Origin of the sequence: Sphingomonas sp. OTU376 (assembly GCF_038440415.1) — a bacterium.
Lineage (GTDB): Bacteria > Pseudomonadota > Alphaproteobacteria > Sphingomonadales > Sphingomonadaceae > Sphingomonas > Sphingomonas kyeonggiensis_A.
The window spans coordinates 26576-43907 of the sequence record NZ_JASATQ010000045.1 but is presented as its reverse complement, the minus strand read 5'-3'; the positions used below and the strand labels follow the sequence as shown (position 1 = coordinate 43907).

Annotated in this window: 15 protein-coding genes; 10 read left to right on the top strand and 5 right to left on the bottom strand. The window is 66.6% G+C overall.

The window, feature by feature from the left end:
- Positions 1-146: 146 nt before the first annotated feature.
- From AAHM44_RS17295 to AAHM44_RS17280, 4 genes are all read right to left on the bottom strand, one after another.
- Entirely contained in the window at positions 147-1745 is a 1599-nt protein-coding gene (locus AAHM44_RS17295) for an AMP-binding protein (RefSeq protein WP_342250762.1), read from the bottom strand.
- Positions 1746-1810: 65 nt separating this feature from the next.
- Positions 1811-4048, bottom strand: coding sequence for a TonB-dependent receptor (locus AAHM44_RS17290; protein ID WP_342250761.1), 2238 nt, complete (start codon positions 4046-4048; stop codon positions 1811-1813).
- Positions 4049-4292: 244 nt separating this feature from the next.
- The gene (locus tag AAHM44_RS17285) at positions 4293-6899 is read right to left on the bottom strand and encodes a TonB-dependent receptor plug domain-containing protein (RefSeq protein WP_342250760.1); all 2607 of its coding nucleotides are present in this window, start codon (positions 6897-6899) and stop codon (positions 4293-4295) included.
- 7 nt (positions 6900-6906) lie between these two features.
- A complete protein-coding gene (locus tag AAHM44_RS17280) occupies positions 6907-7650 on the bottom strand; it encodes an EF-hand domain-containing protein (RefSeq protein ID WP_342250759.1) in 744 nt (247 codons plus the stop codon).
- Positions 7651-7773: 123 nt separating this feature from the next.
- Here AAHM44_RS17280 and AAHM44_RS17275 point away from each other — a divergent pair, with 123 nt between their 5' ends.
- Genes AAHM44_RS17275 through AAHM44_RS17265 form a run of 3 tightly spaced genes read left to right on the top strand, consistent with a single transcriptional unit; the run spans position 7774 to position 8791 of the window.
- Positions 7774-8004: a hypothetical protein gene (locus tag AAHM44_RS17275; RefSeq protein ID WP_342250758.1), complete on the top strand. Its 231-nt coding sequence runs from the start codon at positions 7774-7776 to the stop codon at positions 8002-8004.
- Positions 8004-8333 (top strand): hypothetical protein, encoded by a 330-nt coding sequence (locus AAHM44_RS17270; RefSeq protein ID WP_342250757.1) that lies wholly within the window; start codon positions 8004-8006, stop codon positions 8331-8333. The genes AAHM44_RS17275 and AAHM44_RS17270 overlap by 1 nt, the downstream gene beginning before the upstream one ends.
- Complete coding sequence (locus AAHM44_RS17265; protein WP_342250756.1) at positions 8327-8791, top strand: DUF3617 family protein; 465 nt, start codon at positions 8327-8329, stop codon at positions 8789-8791. Before AAHM44_RS17270 ends, AAHM44_RS17265 begins: the two co-directional genes overlap by 7 nt.
- Positions 8792-8887: 96 nt before the next feature.
- Here the strand turns inward: AAHM44_RS17265 and AAHM44_RS17260 are convergent, their stop codons facing one another.
- The gene (locus AAHM44_RS17260; RefSeq protein WP_269576227.1) at positions 8888-10213 is read right to left on the bottom strand and encodes an MFS transporter; all 1326 of its coding nucleotides are present in this window, start codon (positions 10211-10213) and stop codon (positions 8888-8890) included.
- Between the two features lie 165 nt (positions 10214-10378).
- On the opposite strand from AAHM44_RS17260, the gene cyoA reads away from it, so the two are divergent.
- The 7 genes from cyoA to AAHM44_RS17225 are packed head-to-tail and all read left to right on the top strand — an operon-like array spanning position 10379 to position 17093.
- Positions 10379-11554, top strand: a complete 1176-nt coding sequence (gene cyoA, locus AAHM44_RS17255) for a ubiquinol oxidase subunit II (RefSeq protein ID WP_342250755.1) — start codon at positions 10379-10381, stop codon at positions 11552-11554.
- A gap of 14 nt (positions 11555-11568) precedes the next feature.
- Entirely contained in the window at positions 11569-13569 is a 2001-nt protein-coding gene (gene cyoB, locus AAHM44_RS17250) for a cytochrome o ubiquinol oxidase subunit I (protein WP_269576226.1), read from the top strand.
- 3 nt (positions 13570-13572) lie between these two features.
- Complete coding sequence (cyoC, locus tag AAHM44_RS17245) at positions 13573-14202, top strand: cytochrome o ubiquinol oxidase subunit III (protein ID WP_269576225.1); 630 nt, start codon at positions 13573-13575, stop codon at positions 14200-14202.
- The gene (gene cyoD / locus AAHM44_RS17240) at positions 14199-14570 is read left to right on the top strand and encodes a cytochrome o ubiquinol oxidase subunit IV (protein WP_342250754.1); all 372 of its coding nucleotides are present in this window, start codon (positions 14199-14201) and stop codon (positions 14568-14570) included. Before cyoC ends, cyoD begins: the two co-directional genes overlap by 4 nt.
- 44 nt (positions 14571-14614) lie before the next feature.
- On the top strand, positions 14615-15277 hold the full coding sequence (locus AAHM44_RS17235; RefSeq protein ID WP_342250763.1) for an SURF1 family protein: 663 nt from the start codon (positions 14615-14617) through the stop codon (positions 15275-15277).
- Complete coding sequence (locus tag AAHM44_RS17230; protein ID WP_342250753.1) at positions 15274-16563, top strand: ATP-binding protein; 1290 nt, start codon at positions 15274-15276, stop codon at positions 16561-16563. Before AAHM44_RS17235 ends, AAHM44_RS17230 begins: the two co-directional genes overlap by 4 nt.
- A complete protein-coding gene (locus AAHM44_RS17225) occupies positions 16560-17093 on the top strand; it encodes a response regulator transcription factor (RefSeq protein WP_269576223.1) in 534 nt (177 codons plus the stop codon). Before AAHM44_RS17230 ends, AAHM44_RS17225 begins: the two co-directional genes overlap by 4 nt.
- Positions 17094-17332: the final 239 nt, after the last annotated feature.

Here is a 17332-nt window from a genome sequence, read left to right as displayed (position 1 = left end):
GCCTGGGGGGGGGCTTGGGGGGGTTAACAAACGGCCGGGCTCGATGCCGGGCCTTTTCTTTATCTCCGCCGTCTCGCTGGGCTCGCTGCGCTCGCAACCCACCCCCAACCCCTCCCTTGCAGGGAGGGGAGCAGAAACGGCGACGGTTACCGCCCAACCCTGGCCGCAGCGATCCGCCCCTCGGCATAGTCATCGCGCAGCCTTTTCTTGTCGATCTTCCCCGAGGCCGCCAGCGGCATCGCAGGCACCTCGGCGACCTCGCCCGGAATCCACCAGTCCGCAACCTTGCCGCGCAGCATCTCGAGCAGCGCGCGCGGGTCCTCGCCCTGGCTGTCGACGATCAGCACCGGCCGCTCGCCCCATTTCGCATCCGTCCGCGCGATCACCGCGACATGGCGCACCGCCGGGTGCGTGCCAATGATCGCTTCTATTTCGTTCGGGTTGATCCACTCGCCGCCCGACTTGATCAGGTCCTTGGCCCGCCCGCAGATCGTCAGATTGCCCTCGGTGTCGAGCATCGCCAGGTCGCCGGTGTCGAAATAGCCCTCTTCGTCCAGCGCGCTTTCCCGGCTGCGGAAATAGCGCTCGATCACGCTATGTCCCTTCACCTTGAGATGCCCCAGCACATTGCGCTGCGGCACCAGCGTGTTGCCGTCCGCATCGGTGAGCTTGAGGTCGAGCCCCATGACCGGCCGCCCCGAAGCCGGCGCCGCATCCCCGGGCAAGTCCCTCGGTGCGATCGCGCCGACCGGCGACAGCTCGGTCATCCCCCAGCTGGTCTGCACCCGCGCGCCGAGCTTCTCCTCCAGCCGCCGGAGCAGCGCGTCGGGGCAGCTCGATCCGCCGATCAGCACCCGCTCCAGCGTCGGGAAGGCTTCGCCGCTCGCCTCGGCCTGGTCGGCCAGCGTCAACCAGACGGTCTGTACGCCAACAGCCACAGTCACGCCTTCGTCGCGGATCAGCCGTGCCAGGCTCGCCCCGTCGAGCGTCCGCCCGGGCAGCACCAGCCTCGCGCCAACCGCCGGCGCTGCGAACGGCATGCCCCAGCCATTGGCGTGGAACATCGGCACGCCGAGCAGCAACGTGTCACGCGCGGTGATCGCCACCGCGTCCGCCTGCAGCGCGCGCAGCGTGTGGAGGTAGTTGGAGCGGTGGGTATATACGACGCCCTTGGGGCTGCCCGTCGTCCCGCTGGTATAGCAGAGCCCGGCGGGGGCGTTCTCGTCGAACGCCCCCCAGGCCATGGGGGCGCCATGCGCCGCCAGCAGCGCTTCATGGCGCCAGACCTGCACCCGGTGCGACCCGAGGGTGCCAAGTTCCGCGTCCGATGCGTCCAGAAGGATCACATGCTCGATGCTCGGGCAGTGCGGAATGAGCTCGGCGGCGAGCGGCGCCAGGTCCGCGGCCACCGCGAGCACCCGGTTCTCCGCCTCGTTGACCATTGCCGCCAGGTGCGCCGCGGTCAGCCGCGGGTTGAGCGTGTGGCACACCAGCCCCATGCCCATCGCGGCATAATAGATCTCGAAATGGTGGATCGTGTTCCAGCCGAGCGTGCCGACCACCTCGCCCTGGCGCAGCCCGAGCGCGGCGAGCGCGCCCGACAGGCGGTTGCTGCGTTCGCGCAGTGCCGCATAGGTCGAGCGCTTCACGACCGTGCCCGCCTCGGCCTCGACCACCTCGCAGTCCTGGAACCACTTGGCGGCATGATCGAGGAATTTGTCGATGGTCAGACCGTAGGGCTGCATGAAACCTTGGCGCTTTGAGAAAGGAAAGGCCGCCGGAGAGGGAGCACCGGCGGCCAGGCAGGAAATCAGAACGTCTTCAGCAGCTTGATGCCGTACTGGCGGGGCGGGCCCGCGAAGTAGAGGCCCGAGTTCAGCGCTGCCGGGTAATGCTGGTCGGTCAGGTTGGTGCCGTACAAGGTCACCGTCCAGGTCTTGTGCTGGAAGCCGAACTGCGCGTTCAGGATGTTGCGCGCCTCCAGGTGATCGCCGCGCGCCGGGTTCTCGAACAATGTCGCCCACTGGTCGCCGACATGGCCGAAATTCACCCGCGGGGTGATCTTGTCGCCGCTCTTCAGTTCCAGCTCATATTGCGCCCCCAGGTTGAAGGTCAGGTTGGGCGCATAGGTCTGGCGGCGGCCTTTCAGCGCGATGCAGCTGGCGCTGGCGGGACCCGTATTCGGGTTGCACGCCACCGTGCTTGCGCCGCGCGGGTCGGTCGCGAAGAAGGTGCCCAGCTCGCTGTGCAGCACGTTGATGCCGGCATCGAGCGTCAGCCCGCCGCTGCGGAACTCGGCCTCGGCCTCGAACCCGTAGATCTTGGTCTTGTCGGGCACGTTCAGCTCGATCCCGAAGGTCGGGAAGGTCGGATAGCCGATGATGACCTGGAAGTTCTTGTAGTCGTTGTAGAAGCCGGTGATCGTCGTGCGCAGCTTGCCGCCGGCCCAATTGCCCTTCCAGCCCGCTTCGTACGAGGTCACTTCCTCGGGCTTGAACGGCGCGGGCAGGCCCAGCCCCACCGGCACGTTCAGCCCGCCCGGGCGGAAGCCGGTGGCAACGAAGCCATAGAGATACTGGTCCTTGCTCGCCTTCCAGCCCAGCGTGACCTTGTACGAGAAGTTCTTCGAGCTGGTTTCCTGGTCGGCGATGATCGGGGTGCCGTATTGCCGCACGTCGACATCGTTGATCGATCGGCTCTCGGTATAGCGGCCGCCCGCCTCGATCTTCAGGCTCGGGGTGATGTTGAAGCCGATCTGGCCGAACGCCGCGAGCGAGCGCGTCATGTTGTTGCCCTGCAGCTTGTACGTCGCCGCCGGCAGGTCGAGCGGATAGGCCACGTCGATGATGAACTGGTACGGCCGCTTGAAGTGGTAGTCGTTCCACACGCCGAACGCACCGAGCAGCCAGGTGAAGCGCTGGTTGTCGGCCGAGATCAGGTTGAACTCCTGAGTGACCTGCTGTTCGTCGACGCTGTCGTAGAAATAGCTGTTGCCGGTGGCGGTGCCGTCCAGGTCCGCCTTGTACATCGTGTTGGCCCATTGGTAGCTCGAGACCGAGCGGAACTTGGTGCCGCCGGCGAACTCATATTCGGCCTTCAGGATCGAGCGGACGAAATTGTCGCGCGCCGCCTGGGGCGCATTGTACTGCACGTCGAACAGGTCGCGGTGGTTCGGGTTGGGCGTGCTCGTGCCCGGCAGCGTCTTGAAATAATTGGCGAAGGGCGAGGCGGGATAGGCGCCGAAGTCGAGCCAGTCGAAATCGGTCTTCGACAGGATCGAGAAATTGTCGCTCGGCTTCCAGAGCAGGCTGATCCGCCCGGCCATCAGCCCCACCTTGCCCTTTTCATAGGGATAGGGTGCGCCGCCGGCGCCGGTGATGTTGTAGAAGCTGTCGCGGCGCTGGGTGAACAGCGCCACCCGGGCGGCAAAGGTGTCGCTCACCGGCAGGTTCACCGCGCCCTGGAAGCCGGCGTCGTTGTAGTTGCCGTAATGGACGTTGAAATAGCCGTGCGTGCCGCCGCCGATGATCGGATCATTGGTGTTGACGAACACCGCGCCGCCGGTGGCGTTCTGGCCGACGATCGTGCCCTGCGGTCCCCTCAGGACCTGGATGTTGGCAACGTCGAAATACGGCTCGCCCTGCACATAGCCGGGGAAGCTCGGAACCCCGTCCCGGTACGTGATCACGCCGGTCGTGGTCTGGGTGTTGTGCTCGGCCTTGCCGATGCCGCGGACGTTGAAGTCGTTGCCCTGGCCGAAATTATTGACGACGATCGAGGGCATCGCGAACTGCAGCGCGTCGACATTGGCGACGCCCTTGTTGTCCAGCTGGCTGCCCGAAAGCACCGAGGCCGAGACCGCGGTGGTCATCAGATTCTCGTTGCGGCGCTGCGCGGTGACGACGATCTCGTCCTCTTCCGCGTCCGAAGCGGATGCAGCCGCAACCGGCCTGGCCTGTGTCTCGGGGCTGGTGGTCTGCGCCGCGGCGGTGCCGCTCCAGGTCAGGGCAAGCGCAGACGCGCCGGCCAGCAACGGGCGATAGTTCATTCGGGTCCCTCCCACATCCATCTCCAGACGCGATCTTCGTCGCGATGGCGGGAAAGATGCCGCAAAGCCGATGGGCTTGCAACACTAATTCACTCATGAGTGAATGTTGTGACCGGGAAAGGCCGACCCGCGCAACCTTTGGTCACTTCGGGGAATGGAAGGGGATGGGAGAGGGCGTGCCCCAACTAGCGCGTCACCCCGGCCTTGAGCCGGGGTCCCGGGGCAAGCCCGGGGTGACGCAAGGCTAGAAAATCCGCCGCACCGAAAGCAGCAGTGTCCGCCCTTCGGGATCGAGATAGGCCCCCTGATACGCAAGCGGGGTTGCCCCGCTGGCGTCGGTCACTTTCTGTCGCGTGTTCAGCAGGTTGGCGATCGACAGGCTCACCCTTGTCCCGCGCGCCCAGTCCTTGCCGCGGAAGCGGTTGGCTAGGTTGGCGAAGACCCGAAGCTCGAAAGTCGCCAGCGCCCCGAAGCGCAAATCCCCGGCCGGTGACGTGCCGGTCACCTCGGCCGCGCTCTTCCAGCTCCCCGACAGGCGCACGCCCACGCCATTGTCGATCACACCGGTGTTGAGTTGCACATTGTGCCGCGCCCGCGGGGTGCCGCCCAGCGTCCCGCCGTCCATCAGGTCGATCGGCGCAAGTCCCTCGCGCAGCACGATTTCATCCTTCAGGATCACGCTGTGGTAGAGCGAGAATTGCAGCCGTGCGCCATTGTCGCTGCCTCCGCCGCCAGGCCCTCCCGGCCCACCGCGGGAACCGCCCGGCGGTGGCGGCCCGAACCCGCCCGGTCCGCCCGGGGGAGGCGGTCCGAAGCCTTCGGGCGGCGGACCTCCCGGGGGCGGACCGAATCCGTCCGGCGGCCCGTCGAACCCGCCCGGCCGGCCGGGCCCGCTGGGGTCGCGCAGTTCGCGGCCATTGACCACGATGTCGCCGTCCTCGCCGGGCGGCGGGTCATCGCGATGCTCGGGATCGGTGCCCTCGGGCGGACGGTCGTAGCGGGTTTCCCCGTTCGGCCGTCCGCCCTCGGGCCGGTCGCGCATCCATGGCGGCCGGAAGCCCGGAGGAGGCGTCGGTCGCTTGGGTGCGCGCAGCACCTGGGTGAAGTTGATGCCCCAGCGCAGCTGCTCGCGATCCTCGCGGGCGATGTTGACTGCGCGGGTGTCGATACTGGTCAGCTGGCCGGCGGCATCCCTTTCGAAATGCTCGGGAAATGCCTCTTCCAGCGCCGCCGAGCCGTCGGCGATGCTGAGGATAGCATTCTCGGTACGGCTGTTGTTGTAGTTGGCGGTGAAGCTCAGATTGAGCTTGGTCCAGGGCTTGGCGGTCAGTCCCAGCTTGACCACGTGGCGGTCATCGGCCTTGAGCAGCGGGTTGCCACCCGAGATCCGGCTGACCGTCACCGTCTGGCCGGTGGCATAGTCATAGGCGCGGACATTGTCGGTGATCACCACCGCGTCGCCGCGCTGGGCGAGGGTGGGGGCCACCCGGTCCTCGTTCACCGCCGCGATCAGGCTCAACCCCGTGACCGGGGTCCAGTTGAGCCCGTAGCCAAAGGTGCCGAGCGTCCCATAGTCGGAGACCTGGGTGACCCCGCCATTGAGGTTCGCGGTCAGCTTGCCGAGGAAGGGCAGCACCCCCTTGGCGCGGCTCGCCAGCGGCAGGTCGAGGCTGATCTGCCCGCCGCCATTGGTCCGGCTGCTGTCGCCCGACGTCGCCATGCCGCCCAGCGTGCTGCGGGTGCTCAGCGTGCTGAAATCGCCGCCCAATCTCAGGCTGACGGCGGCATCGCCTGCGGGCAAGGCGAGCAGCTTGCCATTGACCAGCAGGCTGGCATTGCCGGTATCGGTCAGCGAACTGGCCCGGTCGGTGCCGATCAGGCCCGCATCCGCGCGGTCGGTATCTCGCCGGGTATCGGCATGGCTGTAGCTCGCCACTGCCGACAGCCGCCAGCGCCGGGACAGGTCGTGGTTGAGCGTCACCCCGCCGCTCACGCTCGTGGTATTGCTGTCCTGCCGTAGCGGATCGTCCGAGAGGAAGTTCGTGGTGCCAAGCGGCAGGCCGTTCAGCCCGTCGCTGGTGCTGTAATCCCCGCGCAGATTCACCGAGAGATTGGTCTTCGCGCCCAGCTGGTGGGCGACATTGGCGTTCAGCCCATAGCTCCGCGTAGCGGGCTTGAGCGTGCGATAGCCCCGGTCGTCCGTGCCGTCGGCCGCTGTGCTCGCCGGCACCAGGTCGCGCTCGCTCTCGAGCAGCGAGGCGGTCGACTTGGCCCGCCCGGCGATGTTGACCCGGTCATTGTCGCGGATGCGGGTATAGGTGAAGTCGCCGCTCCCATTCTCGCCCTGGCCCTCGGTCGCGAGCCCGCCGGCCAGGTTGGCGACGCGCCCTTCGAAGCGCCGGCGAAGGATGATGTTCACCACCTTGCGCTGTGCGTCATAGCCATATTTGAGCGCGACTTCCTCGGGCAGGATATCGACGCGGACGATCGATTCCGTCGGCAGATCCGAGACTTCGTTGACGCCCGAGATACGCTTGCCGTTGACCAGCACCACTGGGCCCTCGTCGTCGCGGCCCTGCGCGCTCGCAGTCTGCTCGGCGATCGCGTCGAGCAACTCGCTCACCGTGCCCACGCCATAGGCGGCGATATCGGCCTGGCCGAGCCGGTTCTCCGGCGGAATGTCGCCGATCACCGATCCCGGCGGGGCCTTGCCGGTGACGACGATGTCGTCCTCGCCCTGCTTGGGAGCGGGGTTGTCCTGCCTGGGCGGTGCCTGGGTCTGGGCGTGCGCCGCCGGGGCGAGCACGGCCAGCGCCGCGCCCGCGAGCAGCTTCATCCTGGTCTGCGTCATGACGGGCTCATTCTTCTCCGCGCGGCGGACGGCCCATCGGGCCGCCAAAACCGCCGGGTCCACCCGGACCGCCCGGTCCGTCACGGTCGCGCGGCTCGAGGCTGCGCAGCTCCTCCATCGTCAGCGCGCCGTCATGATCGGCATCGGCCGCGTCGAACTTCTTGCGCTCATAGGCGAGCAGTTCGTCGAGCGAGGCGCCATTGTCGTAATTGGTGTTGGCGTTGACGATCACGATTGCGTTGAGCGGCTCGACCAGCCGGCGCAGCGCCATGTCGTCCTCGTCCAGGTCCGGCATGATGCTTTCGGAGACCGGCCCGCCAATCTCGGCGACGGGCTGGTGCTCGGCGGAGGCGACCGAGCCCATGTCGTGCTGCCAGGCGAAGAACTCGGCGGCGCTCAGCGATCCGTTATGATCGGTGTCGATCCGCTCGAACCGCGCCTTGATCCGCGCGTCGCGCCGCGCCTCGATCACGGTCTTGAGCTCTTCGAAGGTGACCAGCCCGTCGCCATTCTTGTCGGCGGTCCTGAACATTTCGGTGACGACCTTGTCGAGCTTCTCGCGCTTGACCGGCTTCATCATTTTGGGACGCCCGCCACCCGGACCACCGCCGGGAGGGCCGCCACGGCCGCCGGGTCCGCCCGGCCCGCCGCCGCCGCCGGGAAAGCCGCCACCGCCGCCGCCGGGGCCCATCTGGGCATAGGCCGGCGCCGCCACGGCCAGCGCCGCACCCAATAGGAGGGTGCGCACCACGCCTTGTTTAGATCCTTGCATCACGTCCCCCGTGCAAACCGTCTCGCAGCCGCTCTCGGCCGCCCGGTGCACGCGGGAATTTCGATTTGTTGCAACGCGGAGAAACTGGCGCTGCGTCAGCCCATGGAAGCTGAACGGATCAACTTCGCGGCGCTCGATGAACAGGATGATGCCGCGCCAGGCCTGCTCCCGTCGCGGCCATATGGCGGCTTGGTCGCGTCCAAGCGGATGCCGGTCGCAGAATCGTTCCGCGCGGGGGAGGTGGCGCGCACCTCTGCCCGGCGCGGCCCTGCGTGTCCTCCGTCTTCCCTGGTGGCTCCTCGCACGTCCGCCCTGTTCAAGGAGACGATGTGATGAGGAAGATGATGGCGGTCGCGTCCTGCGCGGCGATGCTGCTCGCGGTGCCGGCCCAGGCCGGTATACAGGACGTGCCCCAGACCCAGCAGGCAGCCCCGGCCGAAGCCGCGCCGGCGGTGCCCGAATGCAAGCCGAAGAAAAAGAAGAAGGGCCTTGGCCTTGGCGGACTGCTGCGCGCCGCCCGCAATTCGGGCCTGGTCGGCGGCCTGGCCGGCAAGGTGGGCGGCAATTCCTATATCGCCAATGCGGCGGCCAGCACGGCGATCGACGTTGCGGCCAGCCAGCCGAGCGGCTCGTCCGACGCGGTGGAGACGCCGCAGTGCTGAAGACGGGTTTCCTTCGGGTCGCGCTGGTGTTGCCGTGGCTGCTGGGCGCATGCGGCGGGCAGGGCGTCGCCAATACGGCTGCCGGCGCGGAGCAGCGGGGGCAGGGAGCGCCGGGCTCGCTGCGTTCGGGGCTCTACAAGATCGTCCAGACCGGCGATGGCGGGGGCGAGGAAGAACGCTGCATCACCAATGAGATCATCGCCGCGGGCCAGTATATCGCGGTCAAGGACCTGCAGCCGGGCTGGAAGATCGTGCGCAACCGCGCCTCGGGCGGTACGGTGGATCTCGAGGCGACGGGTCCGTCCAAGGGCAGGATGGTGTACAGCGGCAGCTACACCGCGACGAGCTTCACCGTCGATGCCGTGATGACCTTCGAGCACAATGGCGAGATGATGACGATGAAGAACCGCGAGACGGGCACGTTCGTGTCGGCCGATTGCGGGAAGGGCGAAGGGTGACTTGAGACTTGCCGATCCTCCCCTCCCGGGATGCGAAACAAAAAGAGCCGGCGACCCCTGGGGTTGCCGGCTCCTTTTTTCCGCTGACCGGATCGATCAGTCGATGTTCTTGGCGAGCTCGCGGTTGAACCAGAGCGCCACCAGGGTGCCGATCGCGCCCGAGAGGAGATAGGCTCCGGCGGCGAGCAGGCCGAACTCGGCGCCCAGCCACAGGGCGATCAGCGGCGCGAAGGCGGCGCCGAACAGCCAGGCGAGGTCCGAGGTGAGCGACGAGCCCGTGTAGCGGTGCGACTTGGTGAACATCGACGACAGTGCGCCCGACGACTGGCCGAACGAGATGCCGAGCAGCGCGAAGCCGAACAGCATGAACACGATCTCGCCCGCCTCGCCCGAGGAGAGGAGCTGCGGGGCGAAGCCGCTGAACACCGCGATCGCGACGGCCGAGCTGCCGAGCAGGGTACGGCGGCCGACACGATCGGCCAGGCTGCCCGAGATGACGATCGCGATGGTGCCGACGATCGCGGCGACCGCTTCGATCACCAGGAAGTCGACCGGGCTGTTCTCGGTATAGAGGAACACCCAGGAGAGCGGGAACACGGTGACCATGTGGAACATGGCGAAGCTGGCGAGCGGGGCGAAGGCGCCCATCACGATGATCCGCCAGTCGGCGCTGACCGTCTCGGAGATCGGCGCGGGCTCGAGCTCGCGGTCTTCGAACAGGCGGGCATATTCCGGCGTCACCACGATGCGCAGGCGGGCGAACAGCGCAACCACGTTGATCGCGAAGGCGACGAAGAAGGGATAGCGCCAGCCCCAGGCGAGGAAGTCCTCGGCCGGCAGGGCAGCGATGAAGAAGGCGAAGAGCAGGCTGGCCACGAACAGGCCGAGCGGCGCGCCGAGCTGCGGGATCATCGCATACCAGCCGCGCTTGTCGCTCGGTGCGTTGATCGCGAGCAGCGAGGCGAGGCCATCCCAGGTGCCGCCCAGTGCCACGCCCTGGCCCATGCGGAACAGCGCGAGCAGGAGCGGCGCGGCGAGGCCGACCTCGGCATAGCCGGGCAGGAAGGCGATCGAAGCGGTCGAGCCGCCGAGCAGGAACAGCGCGATCGTCAGCTTGGCGCCGCGGCCATAGGCGCGGTCGACGGCGGTGAAGATCAGCGTACCGACCGGACGGGTGATGAAGGCGAGCGCGAAGATCGCGAACGACCAGAGCGTGCCCTGCAGCGGATCGAGGAACGGGAAGATCAGCTTCGGGAAGACCAGCACCGAGGCGATGGCGTAGACGAAGAAATCGAAGAACTCGGACGTGCGCCCGATGATCACGCCGATGGCGATCTCGCCGGGATGGATGGCATGGCCGTCGCTGTGCAGCGCGCGGGCATCCCGCTCGGCGGTAAGGGTGGGGACGGGTTCACCGCTCATCGAGTTCGAACTTTCCTGCAACACGCGCAGCGCAAGCGCGTTTCATAATGCCGTTAAGGGGGCTAAGATAGCCCCGGCGCGGCGCTCTTGCGCCATAGCAGACAACGCAGGGATTGGACAAAATGTCCTATGTGCGGTGCAACATCGGGGGCCTAGGCGCCCGCCATGCCTAGACCCCGTCCGCTCTCCGCACGCCTCCGTGCGCTGCTGACCCTGCCGGCTTTCGCGCTGTTGTGCGGATGCGACATGGTCGTGCTCAACCCCGCCGGCGATGTCGCCCGTCAACAGGGTGACCTGGTGATCGTGTCGACGCTGCTGATGCTGCTGATCATCATCCCGGTGATGGCGCTCGTCGTCCTGTTCGCCTGGCGCTATCGCGAGTCGAACAAGGAAGCGCATTACGAGCCGGACTGGGATCACTCGACCGGCCTGGAACTGGTGATCTGGTCGGCCCCGCTGCTCATCATCATCTGCCTTGGCGCGATCACCTGGGTGAGCACCCACCTGCTCGATCCGTACCGCCCGCTGGCGCGCACGGGCCCGAACCAGCCGGTGGCGGCCAATGTGAAGCCGCTTGAGGTCCAGGTCGTCGCACTCGACTGGAAGTGGCTGTTCATCTATCCCGAGCAGGGCATCGCCACGGTCAACGAGATGGCCGCTCCGGTGGGCCGCCCGATCCGCTTCCGGATCTCGGCCTCGTCGGTGATGAACTCCTTCTACATCCCCGCGCTGGCCGGCCAGATCTACGCGATGCCGGCGATGGAGACCCCGCTGAATGCCGTGTTTGACAAGACCGGCGTCTTCCAGGGCTTCTCGGCAAATTATAGCGGTCATGGCTTCTCGAAGATGCGCTTCAAGGCGCACAGCGTGGACCAGGCCGGGTTCGACGCCTGGGTGGCCGAAGCCAAGAAGGCCGGCGGCAACCTGGACCGCGCGGCCTATCTCCAGCTCGAGCGCCCGAGCGAGGGCGATCCGGTGCGCCGCTTCGCCGCGGTGGAGACCGGGCTGTTCGATCGGGTGACCAACCTGTGCGTGCAGCCGGGCAAGATGTGCATGCACCAGATGATGGCGCTCGATGCCGAGGGCGGCATGGGCAAGGCCGGGCTGCACAATGTCCGCCACGTCGAGGACAAGACCAGCGCCACCGGCACTCACATGCATGGCGGCAAGAGCTTCGTCGGCGAGATCTGCGCCGACAAGATGGACGTCGCCGTCCGCGCCCAGCCCAAGCCGATCAGGCAGGCACCGCTCGCCGGTGCCGGCCTGAGGCAGCCTTCGGCGGAGCCGACCCCGACCGCTCCCAGCGTTGCGTCCGAAACCCGGCCGCGTCCTCTTTCCTGATCGCGAAGCAGATTATGATCCCGCAACCCGCACCCGTTAGCCCTATCCTGGGCAAGCTGTCGCTCGACGCGCTGCCGCTGCACGAGCCGATCGTCGTGGCGACCTTCTGTGGCGTCGCCCTTGGCGGCATCGGCCTCGTCGCCGCGCTCACCTATTTCAAGCTCTGGGGCTATCTGTGGAAGAACTGGTTCACCAGTGTCGACCACAAGAAGATCGGGATCATGTACATGATCCTGGGCCTCGTGATGTTCCTGCGCGGCTTCGCCGACGCGCTGATGATGCGCCTCCAGCAGGCGCTCGCGTTCAACGGGTCCGAGGGATACCTGAACGCGCACCACTTCGACCAGGTGTTCACCGCCCACGGCGTGATCATGATCTTCTTCGTGGCGATGCCGTTCGTCACCGGCCTGATGAACTACATCGTGCCGCTGCAGATCGGCGCGCGCGACGTGTCGTTCCCGTTCCTGAACAATTTCAGCTTCTGGATGACGACCGGCGGCGCGGTGCTGGTGATGGCCTCGCTGTTCGTCGGCGAGTTCGCCCAGACCGGCTGGCTGGCCTATCCGCCGCTTTCGGGGATCCTCTACAGCCCTGGGGTCGGCGTCGACTATTATCTATGGGCGCTGCAGGTCGCGGGCGTGGGCACGACACTTTCGGGCATCAACCTGATCGTGACGATCCTCAAGCTCCGCGCGCCCGGCATGACCCTGATGAAGATGCCGGTGTTCACCTGGACCTCGCTCTGCACCAACGTGCTGATCGTCGCGTCCTTCCCGGTGCTGACCGCAGTGCTCGCGCTGCTCGGTCTTGACCGCTACGCCCACACCAACTTCTTCACGAACGACTTCGGCGGCAGCGCCATGATGTACGTGAACCTGATCTGGATCTGGGGTCACCCGGAGGTCTACATCCTGATCCTGCCGCTGTTCGGCGTGTTCTCGGAAGTCACCTCGACCTTCTCGGGCAAGAAGCTGTTCGGCTATTCGTCGATGGTCTATGCCACGATCGTCATCACGATCCTGTCGTACCTCGTCTGGCTGCACCACTTCTTCACCATGGGCTCGGGCGCCAGCGTCAACAGCTTCTTCGGCATCACGACGATGGTCATCTCGATCCCGACGGGCGCCAAGATCTTCAACTGGCTGTTCACCATGTATCGCGGCCGCATCCGCTTCGAGCTGCCGATGATGTGGACCGTCGCGTTCATGCTGACCTTCGTGATCGGCGGCATGACCGGCGTGATGCTCGCCGTGCCCCCGGCCGACTTCGTGCTGCACAACTCGCTGTTCCTGATCGCGCACTTCCACAATGTGATCATCGGCGGCGTGCTGTTCGGCCTGTTTGCGGCGATTAACTTCTGGTGGCCCAAGGCCTTCGGCTTCAAGCTCAACGTCTTCTGGGGCAAGGTGAGCTTCTGGTGCTGGGTGGTCGGCTTCTGGATGGCCTTCACGCCGCTCTACATCATGGGCCTGATGGGCGTGACCCGCCGCATGCGGGTGTTCGACGACCCCAGCCTGCAGATCTTCTTCGTCGTCGCGGCGCTCGGCGCTGCCCTGATCGCCGCCGGCATCGGCGCGATGCTGGTCCAGTTCGCGGTGAGCATCTGGAAGCGCGAGGAGCTGAAGGACGTGACCGGCGATCCGTGGAACGGCCGTACCCTGGAGTGGGCGACCTCATCGCCGCCGCCGGAGTACAACTTCGCGTTCACGCCCGTCATCCATGACTTGGATGCCTGGTACGACATGAAGAGCCGCGGCTGCGAGCGTCCGCTCACCGGCTTCAAGGACATCCACATGCCGAGTAACACCGGCGCGGGCGTGATCCTCGCCGGCATCAGCACCCTGATCGGCTTCGCGCTGATCTGGCACATCTGGTGGCTGGTCGGCGTGAGCTTCGTGGCGCTGATCGGCGGCGCGATCTTCCATACCTTCAACTACAAGCGCGATTTCGACATTCCTGCCGAAGTCGTTGCCGAGACCGAGGCTGCGCGCACGCGCCAGCTCGCCGGAGCCTGATCGATGAGCACCACGACGATTCCCGCCGCGGACGAACCGGTCCGCTTCTACGACCTGGACGAGCATCCGCACCCGGAAGGCTACAGCACGATGCTGGGCTTCTGGATCTACCTGATGAGCGACTGCCTCATCTTCGCGATCCTGTTCGCCTGCTACGCCGTGCTCGGCGGCAACTTCGCCGGCGGCCCGGGGCCGAAGGACCTGTTCGACCTGCCGCTCGTCGCGCTGAACACGGCGATGCTGCTGTTCTCGTCGATCACCTATGGCTTCGCGATGCTCGGCATGGCGAAGGGCAACAAGACGCAAGTGCTGGTGTGGCTGGCGATCACGCTGGTGTTCGGCGGCTGCTTCCTGGGCATCGAGCTCTACGAGTTCAGCGAGCTGATCCATGAGGGCGCAGGCCCGTGGCGCAGCGCGTTCCTGTCGAGCTTCTTCACCCTGGTCGGCACGCACGGCCTGCACGTCACCTTCGGCTCGATCTGGCTGATCACGCTGATGGTGCAGGTGAGCCGCTTCGGCCTGACCGCCGCCAACCAGCGCCGCCTGGCCTGCCTGAGCCTGTTCTGGCACTTCCTCGACGTCATCTGGATCGGCGTCTTCACCTTTGTCTATCTGATGGGAATGCTGCGATGAGCCACGACACCCATGACCACGGGGATCACGGCCACGGCGTCGAGATCCCGCACGGTTCGATGCGCGACTATGTCATCGGCTTCGTGCTTTCGGTCATCCTGACCGCGATCCCGTTCTACCTCGTCATGGAACGCCCGTTCTCGAACGGCGTCACCGCCGCGGCGATCATGGCGTTCGCGATGATCCAGATCGTGGTCCACATGGTCTATTTCCTCCACCTCAAGCCCAAGGCCGAGGGTGGCTGGACGATGACCGCGCTGCTGTTCACGATCATCGTCGTGGTGATCATGCTCTCGGGTTCGCTGTGGGTGATGTACCACCTCAACGCGAACATGATGCCGATGGTCGATCCGAGCCAGCTTCCGTGAACGATGAACCCCGGCCCCGCGTCAGATGGGGCATCGCGGTTGCGATGCTCGTCTGCGCGGGGCTGCTGGCAGGGCTGGGCATCTGGCAGCTCGAGCGCCGCGTCTGGAAACATGAGCTGATTGCCGCGGTCGAGAGCCGTGCGCACGGCACGCCCGCAGCGGCGCCCGGGCCCGGCGCCTGGAGCGCGATCACCGCCAGGACCGACGCCTATCGCCGCGTCACCGCCACCGGCACTCTCCTCAACGACCGCGCCACGCTGGTAAAGGCGGTGACCGAACGTGGTTCGGGCTATTGGGTGATGACCCCGCTCAAGACCCGCGATTTCACCCTGCTGGTCAATCGCGGCTTCATCCCCGACGCGATGCGCGACAAGGTTCCCGCCGGGCCCGGCTATCTGCAGGTGACCGGGCTGTTGCGTGTCACCGAGCCCGGCGGCGGGTTCCTCCGCGCAAACGACCCCAGGGCCAATCGCTGGTATTCGCGCGACGTCGCGGCTATCGCCAGCGCCCATGGGCTCGGACAGGTCGCACCCTATTTCATCGACGCGGATGCCACGCCCAATCCGGGCGGTTGGCCGGTCGGCGGGCTGACCGTGGTCAAGTTCCCCGACAACCACCTGGTCTACGCACTGACCTGGTTCGGGCTGTGCGCGATGGCGCTGTGGGGCGCCTGGTTCATCGGCTGGCGGCGGGGAAGCGCCCAGTGATCCACGCCCGGGGGCAGGAGGATACCGACCCCGGCCGGCGCAACATGTGGCTGCTCGTGCAGCTGCGCTGGATCGCTGTCGGTGGCCAGCTGGGCACGATCGGCTTTGTCCATTTCGTGATGGGCGTGAAGCTGCCGCTGGTCCCGCTGTTCATCGCCCCGCTGGTGCTGATCGGCATCAACCTGGCGACCTATCCGCTGCTGGACCGGCGCGCGGCGATCACCAACTGGGAACTGACCCTGGCGATGCTGGCGGACGTTGCGGCGCTCGCCTGGCAGCTCCACTTCACCGGCGGCCTCGCCAACCCCTTCGCCTCGCTGTTCCTGCTCCAGGTCGTGACCGGGGCGATGCTGCTCCAGCCGGGATCGAGCTGGCTGATCGTCGGCGCGACCAGCCTGGCGGTGTTCGGCATCGCGATAAATCCGGTGCCGCTCGACCTGCCGACCGGCGTCAACGATCCCTTCCGGCTCTATCTGGCTGGCAGCCTGATCTGCTTCGCGTTGATCGCGGTGCTGCTGGTCTCGCTGATCACCCGCATCGCCCGGAATCTGCGCGACGGCGATGCCGAGCGCGCCGAGATCCGCCAGCGCGCCGCCGAGGAGGACCATATCGTCCGCATGGGCCTGCTCGCCACCGGGGCGGCGCACGAACTGGGCACGCCGCTCTCCTCGCTCTCGGTGATCCTGGGCGACTGGCAGCGCATGCCGCGCATCGCAGGCGACCGGGACCTGGCGCAGGACGTGGCCGACATGCAGGCCGAGGTGGCGCGCTGCAAGACGATCGTCAGCGGCATCCTGGCCTCGGCGGGCGAGGCGCGCGGCCTTTCCTCGGAATTCACTACCGTGCGGCAGTTTCTCGACTCGCTGGTCGCGGACTGGCGGGCAAGCCGGCTGACCGGCACGCTCGACTATGCCGATCATTTCGAACCGGACTTGGCGATCGTCTCCGATCCGGGGCTTCGCCAAGTATTGAGCAACGTGATCGACAACGCGGCGGAGGTTTCCGACTGGATCGGCATCACCGCGCTGCGCGACCATGACGACCTGGTGATCGACATCGCCGACGAGGGACCGGGCTTCGCGCCCGAGATGCTCGCCGGCTTCGGCCAGCCCTATCGATCGAGCAAGGGCAAGCCGGGCGGCGGGCTGGGGCTGTTCCTGCTCGTCAACGTGCTGCGCAAGCTGGGGGGCACGGCAAGCGCGGAGAATCTTCCGGGCAGCGGGGCGGTGGTGCGCATCCGCCTGCCGCTTGACGCGATCGCCCGCCCCGGGGAGGAACAGGCATGAGCGCAATCCGCAAGCTGCTGATCGTCGAGGATGACGAGGCCTTTGCCCGGACGCTGCGACGCTCGTTCGAACGGCGCGGCTATATCGTCGAGGCTGCGGCGAGCCATGAGGACCTGACCGTGCTGCTGGAGAATTTCCACCCCGGCTATGCGGTGGTCGATCTCAAGCTGGGCGGGGCCTCGGGCTTGGCCTGCGTCCAGAGCCTGCGCGCCACCGATGCGGGGATGAAGATCGTCGTGCTGACCGGCTTCGCCAGCATCGCCACCGCGGTGGAGGCGATCAAGCTGGGCGCTTCCTATTATCTCGCCAAGCCCTCCAACACCGACGATATCGAGGCGGCGTTCGGCCGGGAGGAAGGCGATCCGGACGCGCAGATCGCCAGCCGGCCCTCGTCGATCAAGACGGTGGAATGGGAGCATATCCACCAGACTTTGGTGGAGACGGACTTCAACATCTCCGAGACCGCCCGGCGGCTGGGGATGCACCGGCGGACGCTGGCGCGGAAGCTGGAGAAGCGGCAGCTTCGCTAGGGTTTTGATGACGTACAACCCAAGCAGTTCCCCGGCGAAGGTCGGGGACGAGGGTTTCTCTGCCGTGTCGCCTGTTACTCTGGGCCCCGGCTTTCGCCGGGGAACCGAAGGGGAATTCCGACGACCTCAAATATCTTCGTCACCCTGAACTTGCTTCAGGGCCTGGCGGTGTCGCTTATGGAGAGTTCGATGCTGAAACAGATTCAGCATGACGGAAGGAGAGAGGCGGGCGGCTTCCC

Coding starts and splice junctions, on each gene's coding strand:
- AAHM44_RS17295 (WP_342250762.1), bottom strand. CDS start 1,745: ATGCAGCCCTACGGTCTGACCATCGACAAATTCCTCGATCATGCCGCC.
- AAHM44_RS17290 (WP_342250761.1), bottom strand. CDS start 4,048: ATGAACTATCGCCCGTTGCTGGCCGGCGCGTCTGCGCTTGCCCTGACC.
- AAHM44_RS17285 (WP_342250760.1), bottom strand. CDS start 6,899: ATGACGCAGACCAGGATGAAGCTGCTCGCGGGCGCGGCGCTGGCCGTG.
- AAHM44_RS17275 (WP_342250758.1), top strand. CDS start 7,774: ATGGAAGCTGAACGGATCAACTTCGCGGCGCTCGATGAACAGGATGAT.
- AAHM44_RS17270 (WP_342250757.1), top strand. CDS start 8,004: ATGAGGAAGATGATGGCGGTCGCGTCCTGCGCGGCGATGCTGCTCGCG.
- AAHM44_RS17260 (WP_269576227.1), bottom strand. CDS start 10,213: ATGAGCGGTGAACCCGTCCCCACCCTTACCGCCGAGCGGGATGCCCGC.
- cyoA (WP_342250755.1), top strand. CDS start 10,379: ATGCCTAGACCCCGTCCGCTCTCCGCACGCCTCCGTGCGCTGCTGACC.
- cyoB (WP_269576226.1), top strand. CDS start 11,569: ATGATCCCGCAACCCGCACCCGTTAGCCCTATCCTGGGCAAGCTGTCG.
- cyoC (WP_269576225.1), top strand. CDS start 13,573: ATGAGCACCACGACGATTCCCGCCGCGGACGAACCGGTCCGCTTCTAC.
- cyoD (WP_342250754.1), top strand. CDS start 14,199: ATGAGCCACGACACCCATGACCACGGGGATCACGGCCACGGCGTCGAG.
- AAHM44_RS17235 (WP_342250763.1), top strand. CDS start 14,615: ATGCTCGTCTGCGCGGGGCTGCTGGCAGGGCTGGGCATCTGGCAGCTC.
- AAHM44_RS17225 (WP_269576223.1), top strand. CDS start 16,560: ATGAGCGCAATCCGCAAGCTGCTGATCGTCGAGGATGACGAGGCCTTT.